This is a genomic window from Rhodococcus sp. H-CA8f (assembly GCF_002501585.1).
Taxonomy (GTDB): domain Bacteria; phylum Actinomycetota; class Actinomycetes; order Mycobacteriales; family Mycobacteriaceae; genus Rhodococcus_F; species Rhodococcus_F erythropolis.
Map to the genome: position 1 here is coordinate 5,284,766 of NZ_CP023720.1, position 16,227 is coordinate 5,300,992.

Consider the following 16,227-nt stretch of genomic DNA (forward strand, 5'->3'; position numbering starts at 1 on the left):
CGATGGCAAGAGTCCTCCCCATGCTGATCAGGCGATTACTGATACTGATCCCCCTGATCCTCGGCATCATCGCGTTCGTCTTCATCGTGATGCAGTTCGCGCCCACCGATCCCGCAACGGCGGCGTTCAACGGCGGCAACCCGACTGCGGAACAGTTGCAGCAGTTCAAGGAAGAGAACGGACTGCTCGATCCGCTTCCGCTGCAATACGTTCACTTCGTGACCGATCTGGTCAGCGGCAATATGGGTGACAGTCTGATTTCCGGTACCCCGGTGTTGGATTCGATCTCCACCGCTCTGCCACTGACCATTCAGCTCACGGTTCTCGGACTGGTGATCGCCATCGTGCTCTCGCTGATCTTCGGTGTCACCAGCGCACTGTTCCGCGATCGTTGGCCGGATCAGGTCATCCGAGTGATCTCCCTCGGTGGTGTGGCAGCACCGTCATTCTGGTTGGCACTGCTGATGATTCAGTATCTGGCCGTCCAACTCGGATGGTTCCCCACCGGTGGCTACGTCAATCCGAGCGACTCCGTCACCGACTGGCTCTGGTACATGGCGCTCCCGGCGCTGTCCCTGTCACTGCCCGTCGCAGCACAACTCACGCGAATCATCCGCACGTCGATGGTCGAGGAGTTGGACAAGGACTACGTCCGTACCGCGATCGGCAGCGGCCTGCCGTATCACGTGGTGATCGGGCGAAATGTCTTGCGTAACGCACTGATCAACCCGCTCACCGTCCTGGGTCTACGGGTCGGTTACCTCCTCGGCGGCGCTGTGGTCATCGAGCAGATCTTCGGCCTTCCCGGAATGGGTCAGCTCATGATCAACGGCGTCACCAACGGTGACCCCGCAGTAGTTCAGGGTGTTGTCATCGTCATCGCGGTCGGCTTCGTCGTCGTCAATCTCGCTGTCGACATCCTCTACCTGCTCGTCAATCCACGACTTCGGAGCGCAGCATGATGAGAAGAAAACTCACCGAGAAGCTTTCGCGACCCGGTATCACCTTTTCTCGCTTCCCCCTCTCGGCCTGGCTGTCGATGGCGGTTCTCGCGATCATCGTGCTCGCCTGCCTCTTCGCGCCGCTGATCACGCAGTACACCCCACTCGAACAGGCGGTCGGTACCGCGGGCCCCAGCGCCGAGCACTGGTTCGGTCAGGACAGTCTCGGCCGAGATCTGTTCAGCCGCTTGCTCTACGGCGGACGCTGGTCGTTGACCATCGGTCTCGGGTCCACCTTCCTTGCATTGTGCGCTGGTGCTCTCATCGGGTCGGTCGCCGCAACGAGCCGAAAAGGCGTCGACGAGACCATCATGCGAGTGCTCGACGTGGTCATGGCGTTCCCGGGCATCGCGCTCGCTGCCGTACTCGTCGCAGCCTTCGGTGGTTCGATTCCGGTTCTGATCGTCACCATCGCGTTCCTCTACACACCGATGGTCGCCCGCGTCGTTCGCGCGAACGTTCTCGCTCAGTACGGTGAGGACTACGTCGCGGCCGAAAAGGTCATCGGCGCAAGAACTTCACACATCGTCGTCAAGCACGTCGTAGCCAACTGTGCTGCGCCCGTTCTCGTCTTCTGCACTGTCATGGTCGCCGACGCCATCGTGCTGGAGGCCAGCCTGTCGTTCATCGGAGCAGGTGTCCGTCCCCCGGATCCGTCGTGGGGATCGGTGATCGCCGACGGCAAGAACATGGTCCTTCTCGGTGGTTGGTGGGCAACGGTGTTCCCCGGTCTGCTGATTCTTCTGACGGTGCTCTCCCTCAACGTGCTCGCCGAGGGCCTGACCGACGCGATGGCAGATCCGAGTCTGAAGAAAACCAAGAAGACGCCCTCCGCATTGGAAGCAGCGCAGACTGCCGCAGCGGAGGAGACCTCCAACGAGCTCATTCTGGAGGACGAAGCCGCATCGGTCGCCAACACTCCGGAGTTGATCGACGACTTCGCCGACCCGAGCGTCGTGAAAGATGTCCTGAAGCCGGCGGCCGAGCCGACTCCTCTCGAAACTCACCTGAAAATCCTGGCGGAAACCGAGCGGTCTCGGTCCGATCGTCTTGTGTACGAGGGCGATGCAGCGCCCCTCCTCGAGGTCCGCAATCTCACGATCCGGTTCCCCGAACGCTACGGAGACACGGCGATCGTCGACAACGTGAGCTTCACCGTCCGCCCGAACGAGACGATGGCACTGGTCGGCGAGTCCGGTTGCGGAAAGTCGCTCACTTCGCTGGCGATCATGGGTCTACTGCCCAAGACGGCGGTGGTGACCGGCGAGATCCTGTTCGACGGAGTCAACGTCCTCGAGCTGAACAACCGGGAGCGAAACAAGCTGCGCGGGCACGACATGGCGATGATCTACCAGGATGCGCTGAGTTCTCTGAATCCGGCGATGCTGATCCGCGCGCAGTTCAAGCAGCTCACCAAGCGCGGCGGTACCCGCACAGCCGAGGAACTGCTCGAACTCGTCGGACTCGATCCGGTGCGCACTCTCTCCAGCTACCCACACGAGCTTTCCGGTGGTCAGCGTCAGCGCGTTCTGATCGCCATGTCGCTCACCCGCAGTCCGCGGTTGATCGTCGCGGACGAGCCCACCACCGCTCTCGACGTCACCGTCCAGGCCCAGGTCGTGGACTTGCTCAACGATCTTCGGGAAAAGCTCGGCTTTGCCATGGTTTTCGTGAGCCACGATCTTGCACTCGTTGCTTCACTCGCTCACAAGATCACGGTGATGTACGCCGGTCAGGTCGTCGAGTCTGCGCCCACCAGCGATCTACTCGTCGATCCGCGTCACGAATACACCCAGGGCCTCCTCGGCGCCGTTCTCTCCATCGAGGACGAGGCTCCGCGGCTCCACCAGATCCAGGGAACCGTACCGTCGCCAGGCAGCTTCGCCGCCGGTGACCGTTTTGCCGAACGTTCCCTGCGTCCGGATTCCGATCCAAACCGAAAGCCCGAGATGGTTCGGATCGGCGAGACCGAGCATTTCTTCGCGAACCAGTCCGCGACTCCCGCACACGCAGAATCGGAATTGGAGAGCGTGCGATGACTACAGCTGAAGCACCCATCCTGGAACTGAAGAACATTCACGTCGTCCACAAGACCCGTTCGGGATCACTGTTCAAACCCGGCACGGTTCACGCGGTCAACGATGTCAGTATCGCCGTACGACGAGGGGCGACGATCGGCATCGTGGGCGAGTCGGGTTGCGGCAAGTCCACTCTGGCCAAAGTCATGGTCGGATTGCAGAAACCGACGTCGGGCGACGTGGTATTTCGCGGCCGAAGCGCTCTGACCCGGTCGGCGGGCGTGCGCAAGGAGTTCGGGCGGGCGATCTCGATCGTCTTCCAGGACCCGGCTACCGCGCTCAATCCGCGAATGACGGTGGCCGACATCCTCACCGATCCGCTCGACGTCCACGGCATCGGCAACCGCGCGAGCCGAACAGCCCGAGTTCGCGAGCTGGTCGGTTTGGTCGGACTCCCCCAATCTGCGCTCGAAGTCATCCCGAGCCAGATCTCCGGCGGGCAGCGTCAACGTGTCGCGATCGCGCGTGCGCTCGCGCTCGAGCCCGACGTCATCGTGGCCGACGAACCTACGTCGGCTCTCGATGTCTCGGTGCGAGCGCAGATCCTGAACCTGCTCAGCGACATCAAGGCTCGGTTGGGGCTCGGCATGGTGTTCATCTCGCACGACATCCAGACGGTGCGGTATGTCTCCGACACGATCGTCGTCATGAACGCCGGGCGGATCGTCGAGCAGGGGACAGCCCAGGAAGTATTCGACAACCCGTCGGATGCGTACACGGCCAAACTGCTGGGCGCGGCGCCCAGTCTCCTGCAACGCACCGTTGACGTGGGTTGACCAATGGAGCGGATGACCGGACATAGGATGAAGGACGTTCGTATCAGAAAAGGGGAATCGATGTCTGTCCGGAGTGGCACACAGGGCGCTCGTTTCAGCGCGCAAAACCGCATGCGCGCACTTCAGACGGACATCATGAACTTGATCCTCGAACGCAGACTCTCCCCAGGCGACCCGATGCCCACCGAGGCCGAACTGTCCGAAGAGTTGGGAATCGGCCGGAACACGCTCCGCGAGGCACTCAAGGTTCTGCAGGCCTTGGGCGTCGTCGAGATCCGTCACGGTTTCGGAATGTTCGTCGCCCCGAGCAACTTCGACGCTCTCGCCGACGGCCTGACCTTCCGTGGCCGGTTGTCGTTGCAGGGCACCGGGCACGAGGCGATGGAACTGGTCGACATTCGTCAGGCACTCGAGACCGGACTGATCGGTGCGGCGATGGCCGAGATGACGTCGGCCGACCACGCCGACCTCGACGAACTCGTCACCGGCATGGAGGTCCGTGCCGCCGCCGGGAAGAACTTCTCCGACATCGACGCGACCTTCCATTCCCGCCTGTACTCCCCGCTCGACAACCAGGTCCTCGCTCAGTTGATGGACGTCTTCTGGCAGGTGTACAGCGAGATCCAGCAGGCTATCGGGCATTCGGATACACCACTGATCGACATCGCGTCGAAGCATCGTGCGATTCTCGACGCGATCCGTACGGGTGATGCCGTCGAGGCGGCGCACACTCTCGATGTGCACTTCGGTGGCCTGCGCGAGCGGATCGCCGGCCTTCATGCTTCCGAAGCGCAGTAGTTTCGAAACGCGTGATTTTGCTCCGCTGTCTCACCATCGCGCCCGTTCTTCCGGCAAAATTACGGGTATGAAGAACCCGAACCTGACGCCTTCGCGCGTTCTCGCAGTTGTCCTCGCTGCCGCCCTGGTCATTTTCGTGATCGCACGTCGCCGCGACGACGGCGCCCTCAGCCGCGGAGAATGGTTGTCGGACAGCGTCGGACCGGACGACCTCGCCGGCTGAAACGACGTATGCCCTCGGCCGAAACTCGGCCGAGGGCATACGTACGTGTCATCTACTACTTCATCGAATCCAGTCGGGTTCGCGCGTCCTCGAACCCCGACACCAGCTCTGCCATGACCTCGGCGACCGGTCGGATCTCGTTCATCCGTCCCACGATCTGACCGACGGGCATTGCCACAACTTCCGGGTTCTCCGATGCAGCGATTCTCTGATGAGCGTCGCTGACCAGTAGGTTCTGCAGCGGCATCGGCAAGGGCGCCGGTGCTCCCGGGTTCGACCAGGCTTCCGTCCACTTGGTCTTGAGCAACCGAGCGGGCTTACCCGAGTAGATGCGCGAACGTACGGTGTCGGCCGACGTCGCGCCCAACAGTGCACGCTGAATAGCGGACGGGCCTTCGCCCGACGCACTGCCGAGTTTGTATTCGGACGTGGTGAGCCAGTACGAGCCCATCCACACTCCGGACGCACCGAGTGCAAGTGCAGCAGCCACCTGACGGCCGCTGCCGATACCGCCGGCAGCCAGTACGGCCGCCGAATCGCCCAGTGCATCAACGATTTCCGGAACGAGAACCATCGACGCAATTTCGCCGGTGTGACCGCCGGCCTCGTAGCCCTGCGCGATCACGATGTCGACACCGTTCTCGACGTGACGACGTGCATGCTCGACGGCGCCGGCCAGTGCTGCTACCGGAACGCCTTTCTCGTGTGCCTGATCGATGACGTCCTTCGGCGGCGATCCCAGTGCATTCGCAATCAACGCGATCCGGTGTCCCAGAGCAACATCGACGTGAGACCGCGCTACCGAGTGAAGCCATCCCAGTACGCCGGTCGCATGCTCGACGTCGTCGGAAAGTGGCGGCACACCGAGCTCGTCGAGCGTGCGGTTGACGAAGGCGCGGTGCTCCTCCGGAATCAGCTTGTCGAGATCGACGGCGCCGCCCTCGGTCGGCACCTTGGCAGGCATGACGATGTCGACGCCGTACGGCTTACCGTCGGTGTTCTCGTCCATCCACGTCAGTGCGGCTTCGAGCTCTTCCGGATCGTTGAACCGGACGCAACCGAGCACGCCCAGACCGCCCGCGCGGCTGATCGCGGCCGCGACATGCTCGGAAGGAGTGAATCCGAAAATCGGGTATTCGATGCCGAACTTGTCGGCGAGATCCGAACGCATCAGGCTTCCACGCTTTCGTTTGCGGACGACACAGGAGCGCCGTTTCCGTTGTGATCATCGGCCTCGCGCGATTCCGTTTCGGCCTTCGCCCAGCGGTAGTCGGGCTTGCCGGCCGGATTGCGCTTGATCTGGTCGACGAACCACACACTGCGCGGAACCTTGTATCCGGCAATCTCTTTGCGCGCTGCGGTGGCGATGTCGTGCAACGTCGGCGACGTGCCTTCACGTACCTGAACCACTGCGGCAACCCGCTGACCGAAGCGCTCGTCGGGGATACCGACCACCAGCACGTCGAAGATGTCCGGGTGCGCCTTCAACGCGCCCTCGACCTCTTCCGGGTAAACCTTCTCACCGCCGCTGTTGATGGACACCGAACCGCGGCCGAGCATCGTGACCGTGCCGTCGGCTTCGACCTGAGCGTAGTCGCCGGGGATCGAGTAGCGAACGCCATTGATGGTGCGGAAGGTTTCGGCCGTCTTGACCTCGTCCTTGTAGTAGCCGAGCGGGATGTTGCCCTTGCGCGCGAGCATGCCGCGCTTGCCCGATCCGGGTTCGACCTCGTTGCCGTCGTCGTCGAGAACCGTTGTGGAGGCGTCGATCTTGACCGTCGGACCGCCAGTGTGCTTCTGGCCCTTGCTCAGCACGGCGAGTCCGCCGAAGCCGGTCTCGGATGCTCCGATGGAGTCGGTCAGCAGGCGGTTGGGCAACAGTTCGAGGAACTGCTCCTGGATGCTCGGCGAGAAGAGCGCAGCACTGCTGGCCATCACGTAGAGCGTCGAAAGATCGTACGGCTCACCCGTCTTCGGATTGCCGGCGATCAGTGCGTCGAGCATCGGACGGCCCATCGCGTCACCCGTGATGAAGATCAGGTTGACCTTGTGCTTGTCGATGTTCTGCCACACCTCGTGGGCGTCGAATTCCGGGTGCATCAAACAGGTTCCGCCGCCGAAGAGGCTGTGGAACACCGCAGACTGCGAACCACCGTGAATCATCGGGGGGATCGGGTAGCGGATCATGCTCGGGTTGGCTGCGCCGACCTTCGCCATCTCGTACTCGTCCTCGACCGGAACTCCGGTGACGAAGTTGATGCCGCCGCCGAGAACACGCCACCAGTCCTCGTGGCGCCACATGACGCCCTTGGGACTTCCGGTGGTGCCGCCGGTGTAGAGCATGAAGATGTCGTCGTTGCTGCGCTCTTCGAAATCACGCTCAGCCGAACTCTGCGCGAGTGCGTCCTCGTAGCCGATGCCGAAAGCATTGAAGTCCAGATCGGTGCCGTCCTCGACCACGATGACGGACTTGACCTTGGGAGTGTTCGGCAGGACGTTCGCGACCTTGTCCGAGTAGCGGCGCTCGTGAATGAGCGCAACCATGTCGGAGTTGTCGAAGATGTACTGCAACTCGTTCTCGACGTACCGGTAGTTGATGTTGACCATCACGGCCCGGATTTTGAAAACGGCGACCATGGCCTCGATCGCCTCGATGACGTTCCGGCAGTAGATGCCGACCTTGTCACCCGGCTGAACGCCATGTTCACGCAGGTAGTGGCCGAGGCGGTTTGCTCGGTCCTCCAACTGCGCATAAGTCATCTCGCGGTTGTCCGAGACCAGCGCAACGCGGTCCGGAACGAGGTCGATTGCGTGCTCTACGAAGTCTGCGATGTTAAGGGCCACGAGTTCAAAGTAGAACGTGTTACCGTTTCTGGCAAGACCCAATTTGAGAGCCAGCTCACAGACCCGCCAGGAGCCATCAGTGTCCACTTCGACGACCGAAAAATCAGACATTTCGGAAACCGCGCCGCATTGCCTCGTGGAGAAGCGTGGCCACGTTCTCATCGTGACCATGAATCGCCCCGAACGTAAGAACGCCATCACCGGCGAAATGATGGCGATCATGGTCGACGCCTGGGATCAGGTCGACAACGACCCCGAAATCCGCGTCGCGATACTCACCGGAGCTGGCGGCGACTTCTGCGCCGGCGCCGACCTCAAGAACATGTCCGCCAAGCCTCCGGGAGATTCCTTCGCGGGCGGCGGCGTCGACATGTCCAAGATCGAAGGTCTACTCAAGGGTCGCCGGTTGACCAAGCCGCTGATCGCTGCGGTCGAGGGTGCAGCCATCGCCGGTGGAACCGAAATCCTGCAGGGCACCGACATCCGCGTCGCGGGTGAGAGCGCCAAGTTCGGCGTCTCCGAAGCCAAGTGGGGGCTCTTCCCGCTCGGCGGTTCCGCGGTGCGTCTCGTTCGACAGATTCCGTACACGATCGCAGCCGACATCCTGCTCACCGGTCGTCACATCAAGGCTCCGGAGGCCAAGGAGATCGGGCTCATCGGCCACGTCGTCCCGGACGGTCAGGCCCTCGACAAGGCGCTGGAGCTCGCGGACCTGATCAGTGCAAACGGTCCCCTCGCCGTGCAGGCGATTCTCAAGACCATCCGCGACACCGAGGGTATGCACGAGGAAGAGGCCTTCCAGATCGACGCGCAGCTGGGCATGAAGGTGTTCATGAGCGCGGACGCCAAGGAGGGCCCGCGAGCCTTCGGTGAGAAGCGGGCGCCCCAGTTCAAGGGTGTCTGAGTCAGGGGTGTCCGACCCACCCCTGCCTGAGCCACCCCCCTTCCCGTCCGCTCTCGGTCCCACCCACCCCCTTTTCGAGCGAACGTACCTTTCGGCGCCTTCAGTGCGCCGAAAGGCACTTTCGCTCAGCCGGTTTCGTCCAATTTGACCCACCTCGACCTCGCGAACACCTGTGGCCGGGGACGTGACTGCGCCAATCTGTAGTGCGCACGCAGGTCCTCGATCACACGATCAGGGTCCGTTCGCAGTGCACTGGGCACCGTCGGCAACACGATGATTCCCGCATTCTGCATACGCGTCCGACGTTCCACCGTGCGCTTGTAGTCCGTCGGCGCGGCATGCCATTCCAAGGAGTCGATGTCCCACGCGAAGGCAACCGAATCGATCCATCCGTCCGGAATTGCGATGAAGTCTCCGTCGGCATCCCGGATCTCATGGTTGAACAACATTTCCGGCAGCCCGCTCCGCTGCCACAGTTTTCGCGCGTGAACCTCCGGAACCGAGTGGACGTTCGCGTTCACTTCGCGCAACACGACCCGAGGTAGCGCGGAACCCCGACTGCTACCCGCCTCGAGTTCCTTCGCAAGTTCGCGCACCGAGACGTCGCCACGCTGAACGACCTCGGCAATGAGTGCCCGTGTGGGATCGAGGGCCTTGCACCGCCTCGCAGCGTCGAGTAGTGCCCGCGGCAGCGGCGCACAGCGCAGACCGTTGCGAATCTCCGCCTCAGGCAGTCGAATAGTGCGCTCCACCGTGACGAATCCAACCGATTGAACTCGACGGTCGATGGGGATGAGCACCTGCACATCCCCGGCGTGCGTCCGATATCCGTACTCCGACATGGCAGATCGCCCGGTCAGCAGCGACTCGTCACCGCTCAACATGAGCGCAGCGATCGATCGTTGACGTGGCGTCGGTTGACCATTTCGGAGCAGGATCACTCCTGGCAATATGCGCTGCCAGGGTCCACCCAGTTGACACCGGGTGTGCACGGCGGAGTTGGAGACGCCCAATCGCGCCAACTCGGCCGTTCGGATCACTCCACTTCGACTGACGCGGTAGATCGCGTCCAGATCATCGCCCCACATTCCACGTCGCATGGTTGCAGCATGACTCGAGTAGCAGCGTGGGCCCCGGCGGCGACCTGGGGTTTTGGCGGCCCTGTGGATAACTTTCGGCGAGCGAAAGGCGCGTTGAGCGCCTCAGATGCGCTGAACGTGCCGTTCGCTCACAAAAAGTGGGGGTCCCGCTCGAAAAAAGGGGGGGTGCCCCGCTCAACCACCCACCGCGGCCGCGAGCTCTCGCACATGGTCGGCGTCGCGGCAGGTCACCAGCAGCATCGTGACTCCGGCTTCCTCCCAACGCTTCACGTCCGCGCGCACCTCGTCGACGTTGCCGATGATCATCGTCTCGGTGACCATCTCGTCGGGGACGACGGCAGCAGCTTCGTCCTTGCGGCCCGACATGAAGAGGCGACCGATCTCGTCGACCTCCTTCTCGTAGCCCATCCGCTTGTAGACCTGCGCGTGAAAGTTCAACTCCGGGGCGCCCATTCCGCCGACGTAGAGGGCGGTCATCGGCTTGAGCGCGGCGATGGCGCCGGCGCGATCGTCGGTCACGATGACCTGGCACGTGGCGGCCACCTCGAAGTCTTCGCGACTACGACGGGCCCCGGCGCGAGCGAAGCCTTCGTCGAGCCACTTGTTGTACATCGGGGCCAGGCGTGGGGTGTAGTAGATCGCCAGCCACCCGTCGGCGATTTCACCGGCGAGCGCGACGTTCTTCGGCCCTTCGGCGCCGAGCCAGATCGGGATGTCCGCACGCAGCGGGTGCGTAATGGGCTTGAGCGGCTTGCCAAGTCCCGAACTGCCCGGCCCCGCATACGGCAGAGGGTAGTGGGGGCCGGGGCTGGTGACGGGCGCTTCACGGGCGAGGACCTGGCGCACGATCGAGACGTATTCGCGGGTGCGCGCGAGCGGCTTCTCGAATGGCTGGCCGTACCAACCTTCGACGACCTGCGGTCCGGATACGCCGAGCCCGAGGATCGTTCGCCCACCGTTGAGGTGATCGAGAGTGAGCGCGTGCATGGCACAGCTGGTCGGTGTTCGCGCCGAAATCTGTACGACGGAGGTGCCGAGACGGACGTTCTCGGTCCGAGATCCCCACCAGGCAAGCGGGGTGAATGCGTCCGAGCCCCACGACTCCGCCGCGAAGACCGCGTCGAATCCCGCGCCTTCCGCGGCCTCGATCAGTTCCGGGGCGTTTGCCGGCGGCTGTGCGCCCCAGTATCCGAGTTGCAACCCAAGCTTCATCGCAGGCCTCCACATTGCCGGTGATCAGAAGTGACTCTTGCCACAATCTCTAGAACCTGTTCTACTCGATCTTGTGACCATCGGAAAGAGCGGGGTGGCCGACAAGCCCCTGAGCGCACCATTGAATCTCCATTTCGACTACACCAGATCGACGGGACCGACCATCGGCGCGTTCGTGACTGCCCTGCGTGATCGCAAGGTGATCGGCGCACGTGGGTCGAACGGTCGTGTCTTCGTGCCGCCACCGGAATTCGATCCGGATACGGCCGAACCACTGACCGACTTCGTCGGAGTCTCCGACGGCGGAACGGTCGTGAGTTGGACGTGGATGCCCGAACCCATCGAGGGTCAACCCCTGACGAAGCCTTTCGCGTGGGCCCTGATCAAGCTCGACGGCGCGGACACGTCCATGCTCCACGCGGTCGACGTCGACTCCCCCGACGACATAAGCACCGGCCTGCGGGTTCGTGCTCGCTGGGCGTCGGAGAGGATCGGGCAGATCAAGGACATCGAGTGCTTCGAACCAGGTGAGAGCGAAAATGGAATCGCGACAGTCGATTCCACCGCCGATCCTGTCACCATGATCACGACGCCTGTCGACCTGCACTTCATGCATTCCGCTTCGGCCGAGGAGAGTTTCTACCTCCGTGGTCTCGCAGAAGGCAAACTGATCGGTGGTCGCAGCGGACCCGAAGACAAGATCTACATCCCACCGCGCGGCGCGAATCCCACCAACGGGAAGCCGACGAGCGAGCAGATCGAACTGCCCGACAAGGGAATTGTCACCACCTTCTGCATCGTCAACGTCCCGTTCCTCGGGCAGCGAATCAAACCGCCCTACGTGGCCGCCTACGTGCTTCTCGACGGAGCCGACATTCCGTTCCTGCACTTGATCCTCGAATGTGATGCCGCGGACGTACGCATGGGCATGCGCGTCGAAGCCAAGTGGAAGCCTCGCGAAGAGTGGGGTTACACCCTCGAGAACATCGAATACTTCCGGCCGACAGGTGAACCCGACGCCGAGTACTCCACCTTCCAACACCACCTGTGAGGCTCCTGAAATGACTTCTGCAGACATCGCAGTCGTGGGCTTTGCTCAGGCACCCCACGTCCGCGAAACCAACGGCACCACCAACGGCGTCGAGATGCTCGTCCCGTGCTTCCAGCAGCTCTACAGCGATCTGGGAATCACCAAGTCCGACATCGGCTTCTGGTGCTCCGGATCTTCCGATTACCTGGCCGGACGAGCGTTCTCCTTCATCTCGGCCATCGACTCCATCGGAGCGGTCCCGCCGATCAACGAATCTCACGTCGAGATGGATGCTGCGTGGGCCTTCTACGAAGCGTGGATCAAGATCTTGACCGGCGAGGTCGAGACCGCGCTGGTGTACGGCTTCGGCAAATCCTCCGCCGGGCACCTGCGCAAGATCCTGTCCATGCAGCTCGATCCGTACCTCGTCACTCCGCTGTGGCCGGACTCCGTCTCGATCGCCGGACTTCAAGCCCGACTCGGACTCGACGCGGGTAAGTGGACGCAAGAGGACATGGCGGAGGTTGCCGCTCGCAGCCGTCGTCACGCGCTGAGTAATCCGAAGGCTCAGCTCGCAGGCGAGGTCGACATCGAGGCACTACTCGCCAGCCCGTTCCTCGCAGATCCGTTGCGCGCACACGATTGTGCGCCCATCACCGATGGTGCGGCAGCAATCGTGCTGGCCTCGGGCAATCGCGCCCGCGATCTCTGCGAGCGGCCGGCGTGGATCACCGGACTCGAGCATCGCATCGACTCCCCCAACCTGGGTGCACGTGACCTGACCACCTCGCCGTCCACAACGTCGGCAGCCAAGGCGGCAACGGGCGGCGAGGTCGGCAACATCGACGTCGCCGAACTGCACGCGCCGTTCACTCACCAGGAATTGATCTTGAAGGAAGCGATCGGCCTGACCGACGCCACCACGATCAATCCGTCCGGCGGTCCGCTCAGCGGCAACCCACTGTTCGCCGGTGGTCTGGAACGAATCGGCCACGCCGCCAAGGCAATCTTCGACGGCCAGGCGAATCGCGCTCTGGCCCATGCAACAAGCGGCCCTGTGCTGCAGCAGAACCTGGTAGCAGTCTTGGAGGGACGGAACTGATGGCCGGAACGCCTCAACTCGCGGCCGTGCTCGGCACCGGCCAAACTCACTACGTCGCAAAGCGTCATGATGTCTCGATGGCGGGCTTGGTTCGTGAAGCCATCGACGCCGCGATGCTCGACGCCAACGTCGGCTGGGACGACATCGACGCCGTCGTCATCGGAAAGGCCCCCGACCTGTTCGAGGGTTCGATGATGCCCGAACTCGCCATGTCGGATGCCCTTGGCGCCAACGGAAAGCCGTTGCTGCGTGTTCACACTGCCGGCTCGGTGGGTGGTTCGACGGCTATCGTCGCCTCCAGCCTGGTCAAATCCGGTGTCCACAAGCGGGTTCTGACGGTTTCCTGGGAGAAGCAGTCCGAGTCGAACGCCATGTGGGCGCTGTCCACACCGGTACCGTTCAACATGCCTGTCGGCGCCGGCGCCGGTGGATACTTCGCCCCGCACGTCCGTTCGTACATTCGTCGATCGGGCGCACCGGAGCACATCGGCTACCTCGTCGCGGTGAAAGATCGGCTCAACGGCAGCCTCAATCCGTATGCGCACCTGCGGCAGCCGGACATCACCTTCGAATCGGTGCAGGCATCTCAGATGCTTTGGGATCCGATCCGCTACGACGAGACCTGCCCGTCCTCGGACGGCGCGTGCGCTCTGGTGATCGGCAACGAGGAAGCGGCCGCACAGGTCGAGGCCGAGGGTCGTTCGGTCGCGTGGATCCACGCAACCGCCATGCGCACCGAGCCGACCTTCTATGCCGGACGCGATCAGGTCAATCCGCAGGCCGGCCGTGACGCCGCGGCCGCGCTGTGGAAGTCCGCGGGAATCACCGATCCGCTCAACGAAATCGACTGCGCCGAAATCTATGTCCCGTTCTCGTGGTTCGAGCCGATGTGGCTCGAGAACCTCGGTTTCGCGGAGGAAGGCCAGGGCTGGAAGCTGACCGAGGCCGGCGAAACCACGATCGGCGGCAAGCTCCCGGTCAATGCCTCGGGCGGTGTTCTCTCTTCCAACCCGATCGGCGCCTCGGGCATGATCCGTTTTGCCGAGTCGGCGATGCAGGTCATGCACCGCGCCGGCGATCACCAGGTGGCCGACGCGCGCAAGGCTCTCGGCCATGCCTACGGCGGTGGCTCGCAGTACTTCTCGATGTGGGTCGTCGGCTCCGAACGTCCCACCACGTAACAGCAGCACACACGCCGATCAGGAAGAGACCGAAGATGAAGTACACCGTCGGGGTTGCCATGAACCCCTTGGACCAGTTAGCCGGTATCGCCAAAACGGCCGAAGAATGCGGCTTTTCGTCGATCGCTCTCCCCGATTCACTGTTCTTCATGGAAACGCAGGCGGCGGATTACCCGTACACCCCGGACGGGTCTCGGATGTGGAATGCCGAGACCCCCTGGGTCGATCCGCTGATCGCCGCAGCTGCAATGGGCGCGGTGACCGAGAAGATCGAGTTCTACACCCAGGTGCTCAAGCTGGGTAGCCGCAATCCGGTCCTGCTCGCGCGGCAGGTCGGATCGGTAGCGGCATTGACGAACAACCGTTTCGGCTTCGGTGTCGGAATCGGTTGGGCTCCTGAAGAGTTCGAGTGGTGCGGCGCTCCGTACAAGCGGCGCGGCGCCCGAGTGGACGAGATGATCGACGTTCTCAAACTAATTCTCGGCGGCGGGATGGTCGAGTATCACGGCGAGTTCTTCGATTTCGATCGCCTGCAGATGAGTCCGGCTCCCACCAAGCCGGTTCCGTTCTACGTCGGCGGCCACACCGAGGTGGCGCTCAAGCGTGCTGCGCGAGTCGGCGACGGTTGGACCTCGGCGATGATCAAGTTCGACGACCTGGTGGGTGTGATCGCACGACTACGCGAACTACGCGCCGAGTACGGCCGTGAGAACGAGCCGTTCGAAATCCAGACGGTGTGCATCGACCGTTTCGGCAAGGACGGTTACGCAGAACTCGAAGATGCCGGCGTCACGGACATCATCACCGTACCTTGGGTTTTCGACGGAATCGGCTTCGATGCCCCGCTGGAGGCAAAGCAGGATTCGATGCGCAAGTTCGCCGAGCAGTACATCAACTGAGGAGTCGCGATGACTGACGAACACCCCGCCCGCGTCGCGGGTAACGCTTCGCGCGCCGCAGCGAGTGGCAAGAACAAGGAAGCCTGGCTGGACCTCTTCGCCGAGGACGGTTGGGTGGAGGATCCGGTCGGGCCGTCGGGATTCGATCCCGAAGGCAAAGGCCATCACGGACGCGAAGCGATCTCCAAGTTCTACGACATGACGATTGCGACCGCGGACAAGCTCGAGTTTCTGATCGACGATTCACTGGTGTGCGGCAACGAGAACGTCAACATCGGCAAGATCCGGACCACCATCGGCGGCTCGATCATCGACGCCGAGGGCGTGTTCGTCTATCGCGTGAACGACGCAGGCAAGATCGCGTCGCTTCGAGCATTCTGGGAAGTGGACCGTGCGATGAAGACGGCACGCAAAGCCTGAGAACCCACAGTACGAGAGCGGCCCCGGTCATCGACCGGGGCCGCTCTCGTCGTATTCGAATCAGCCTGTCGTACTTGCACCGAGAACCTCGAAATGGTTTCCTGGTTCCCAACGTCGCGTGTCGATGACGGACTGCGTCAGGCATGGAGGCGTCGTACTGCAAGGGGTCACTCATGACCATTTCGTTCAACCACACCATCATCGCCGCAAAAGACCGCCAAGAGTCTGCGTGGTTCTTCACTCACATGTTCGGTCTGCCAGGCCCGGTCGAAGCCGGCTACTTTCTCGGCGTCGAACTCGAGCACGGCGTGACACTGGACTTCGCACAGGTGGAAGAGGGCGCCGAGGTTGCGTCTCAGCACTACGCTTTCCTCGTCTCCGAAGATGACTTCGACGGCATCTACCAGCGGATACAGGCGTTGAAACTTGATCACTGGGCCGATCCGCGCCAGTCGAGTACCGGCTTCAACACCAACGACGGTGGGCGTGGGGTCTACTTCCTCGACCCGTCGGGGCATTTCCTGGAAGCGATCACCAAGCCATACGGCGGCTGAATCAGATTGAACTACAAACGGCGGCGCCTACGGGAGATGAGGGATCCCGCAGACGCCGCCGCAGTTCCAGGTTGCCAACTAGTGGCCCCCCGGAACGTCTACTGT

At 62.7% G+C, this 16,227-nt stretch carries 16 protein-coding genes; 12 read left to right on the forward strand and 4 right to left on the reverse strand.

Going from position 1 to position 16,227, the window contains the following annotated elements; genetic code table 11:
• Positions 1-2: 2 nt before the first annotated feature.
• From CPI83_RS24535 to CPI83_RS31075, 5 genes are all read left to right on the forward strand, one after another.
• Positions 3-962: an ABC transporter permease gene (locus tag CPI83_RS24535; protein ID WP_020906304.1), complete on the forward strand. Its 960-nt coding sequence runs from the start codon at positions 3-5 to the stop codon at positions 960-962.
• Positions 962-3,040: a dipeptide/oligopeptide/nickel ABC transporter permease/ATP-binding protein gene (locus CPI83_RS24540; protein WP_051636449.1), complete on the forward strand. Its 2,079-nt coding sequence runs from the start codon at positions 962-964 to the stop codon at positions 3,038-3,040. Before CPI83_RS24535 ends, CPI83_RS24540 begins: the two co-directional genes overlap by 1 nt.
• Complete coding sequence (locus CPI83_RS24545; protein ID WP_020906302.1) at positions 3,037-3,855, forward strand: ATP-binding cassette domain-containing protein; 819 nt, start codon at positions 3,037-3,039, stop codon at positions 3,853-3,855. Before CPI83_RS24540 ends, CPI83_RS24545 begins: the two co-directional genes overlap by 4 nt.
• Positions 3,856-3,915: 60 nt before the next feature.
• Positions 3,916-4,653, forward strand: a complete 738-nt coding sequence (locus tag CPI83_RS24550) for an FCD domain-containing protein (protein WP_024487763.1) — start codon at positions 3,916-3,918, stop codon at positions 4,651-4,653.
• 67 nt (positions 4,654-4,720) lie between these two features.
• The gene (locus CPI83_RS31075) at positions 4,721-4,876 is read left to right on the forward strand and encodes a hypothetical protein (protein WP_019746984.1); all 156 of its coding nucleotides are present in this window, start codon (positions 4,721-4,723) and stop codon (positions 4,874-4,876) included.
• Positions 4,877-4,931: 55 nt separating this feature from the next.
• On the opposite strand, the gene CPI83_RS24555 is transcribed toward CPI83_RS31075, so the two are convergent.
• Together CPI83_RS24555 and CPI83_RS24560 are read right to left on the reverse strand one after the other, a co-directional pair.
• Positions 4,932-6,047 (reverse strand): nitronate monooxygenase, encoded by a 1,116-nt coding sequence (locus CPI83_RS24555; RefSeq protein WP_003945863.1) that lies wholly within the window; start codon positions 6,045-6,047, stop codon positions 4,932-4,934.
• On the reverse strand, positions 6,047-7,720 hold the full coding sequence (locus CPI83_RS24560; RefSeq protein WP_092764652.1) for an acyl-CoA synthetase: 1,674 nt from the start codon (positions 7,718-7,720) through the stop codon (positions 6,047-6,049). The genes CPI83_RS24555 and CPI83_RS24560 overlap by 1 nt, the downstream gene beginning before the upstream one ends.
• A 79-nt stretch (positions 7,721-7,799) precedes the next feature.
• On the opposite strand from CPI83_RS24560, the gene CPI83_RS24565 reads away from it, so the two are divergent.
• Positions 7,800-8,624 carry a crotonase/enoyl-CoA hydratase family protein gene (locus CPI83_RS24565; RefSeq protein ID WP_007734275.1) on the forward strand — a complete coding sequence of 275 codons (825 nt, stop codon included), beginning with the start codon at positions 7,800-7,802 and terminating at the stop codon, positions 8,622-8,624.
• 125 nt (positions 8,625-8,749) lie between these two features.
• Here the strand turns inward: CPI83_RS24565 and CPI83_RS24570 are convergent, their stop codons facing one another.
• Positions 8,750-9,724, reverse strand: coding sequence for a hypothetical protein (locus CPI83_RS24570; protein ID WP_092764620.1), 975 nt, complete (start codon positions 9,722-9,724; stop codon positions 8,750-8,752).
• 174 nt (positions 9,725-9,898) lie between these two features.
• Entirely contained in the window at positions 9,899-10,936 is a 1,038-nt protein-coding gene (locus CPI83_RS24575) for an LLM class F420-dependent oxidoreductase (RefSeq protein ID WP_021342922.1), read from the reverse strand.
• Between the two features lie 73 nt (positions 10,937-11,009).
• Between CPI83_RS24575 and CPI83_RS24580 the strand changes: the two genes are divergently transcribed.
• From CPI83_RS24580 to CPI83_RS24605, 6 genes are all read left to right on the forward strand, one after another.
• Complete coding sequence (locus CPI83_RS24580) at positions 11,010-11,987, forward strand: OB-fold nucleic acid binding domain-containing protein (protein WP_021342921.1); 978 nt, start codon at positions 11,010-11,012, stop codon at positions 11,985-11,987.
• A 10-nt stretch (positions 11,988-11,997) separates the two neighbouring features.
• A complete protein-coding gene (locus CPI83_RS24585) occupies positions 11,998-13,068 on the forward strand; it encodes a thiolase domain-containing protein (protein ID WP_003945801.1) in 1,071 nt (356 codons plus the stop codon).
• Positions 13,068-14,249, forward strand: a complete 1,182-nt coding sequence (locus tag CPI83_RS24590; RefSeq protein WP_070796351.1) for a thiolase domain-containing protein — start codon at positions 13,068-13,070, stop codon at positions 14,247-14,249. The genes CPI83_RS24585 and CPI83_RS24590 overlap by 1 nt, the downstream gene beginning before the upstream one ends.
• Before the next feature lie 35 nt (positions 14,250-14,284).
• Entirely contained in the window at positions 14,285-15,148 is an 864-nt protein-coding gene (locus CPI83_RS24595) for a TIGR03619 family F420-dependent LLM class oxidoreductase (RefSeq protein ID WP_019746978.1), read from the forward strand.
• A gap of 9 nt (positions 15,149-15,157) precedes the next feature.
• Positions 15,158-15,568 carry a nuclear transport factor 2 family protein gene (locus tag CPI83_RS24600; RefSeq protein ID WP_019746977.1) on the forward strand — a complete coding sequence of 137 codons (411 nt, stop codon included), beginning with the start codon at positions 15,158-15,160 and terminating at the stop codon, positions 15,566-15,568.
• 173 nt (positions 15,569-15,741) lie between these two features.
• Positions 15,742-16,122, forward strand: coding sequence for a VOC family protein (locus CPI83_RS24605; RefSeq protein WP_020906296.1), 381 nt, complete (start codon positions 15,742-15,744; stop codon positions 16,120-16,122).
• Positions 16,123-16,227 lie beyond the last annotated feature (105 nt).

Coding starts and splice junctions, on each gene's coding strand:
- CPI83_RS24535 (WP_020906304.1), top strand. CDS start 3: ATGGCAAGAGTCCTCCCCATGCTGATCAGGCGATTACTGATACTGATC.
- CPI83_RS24540 (WP_051636449.1), top strand. CDS start 962: ATGAGAAGAAAACTCACCGAGAAGCTTTCGCGACCCGGTATCACCTTT.
- CPI83_RS24545 (WP_020906302.1), top strand. CDS start 3,037: ATGACTACAGCTGAAGCACCCATCCTGGAACTGAAGAACATTCACGTC.
- CPI83_RS24550 (WP_024487763.1), top strand. CDS start 3,916: ATGTCTGTCCGGAGTGGCACACAGGGCGCTCGTTTCAGCGCGCAAAAC.
- CPI83_RS31075 (WP_019746984.1), top strand. CDS start 4,721: ATGAAGAACCCGAACCTGACGCCTTCGCGCGTTCTCGCAGTTGTCCTC.
- CPI83_RS24555 (WP_003945863.1), bottom strand. CDS start 6,047: ATGCGTTCGGATCTCGCCGACAAGTTCGGCATCGAATACCCGATTTTC.
- CPI83_RS24570 (WP_092764620.1), bottom strand. CDS start 9,724: ATGCGACGTGGAATGTGGGGCGATGATCTGGACGCGATCTACCGCGTC.
- CPI83_RS24575 (WP_021342922.1), bottom strand. CDS start 10,936: ATGAAGCTTGGGTTGCAACTCGGATACTGGGGCGCACAGCCGCCGGCA.
- CPI83_RS24585 (WP_003945801.1), top strand. CDS start 11,998: ATGACTTCTGCAGACATCGCAGTCGTGGGCTTTGCTCAGGCACCCCAC.
- CPI83_RS24590 (WP_070796351.1), top strand. CDS start 13,068: ATGGCCGGAACGCCTCAACTCGCGGCCGTGCTCGGCACCGGCCAAACT.
- CPI83_RS24595 (WP_019746978.1), top strand. CDS start 14,285: ATGAAGTACACCGTCGGGGTTGCCATGAACCCCTTGGACCAGTTAGCC.
- CPI83_RS24600 (WP_019746977.1), top strand. CDS start 15,158: ATGACTGACGAACACCCCGCCCGCGTCGCGGGTAACGCTTCGCGCGCC.
- CPI83_RS24605 (WP_020906296.1), top strand. CDS start 15,742: ATGACCATTTCGTTCAACCACACCATCATCGCCGCAAAAGACCGCCAA.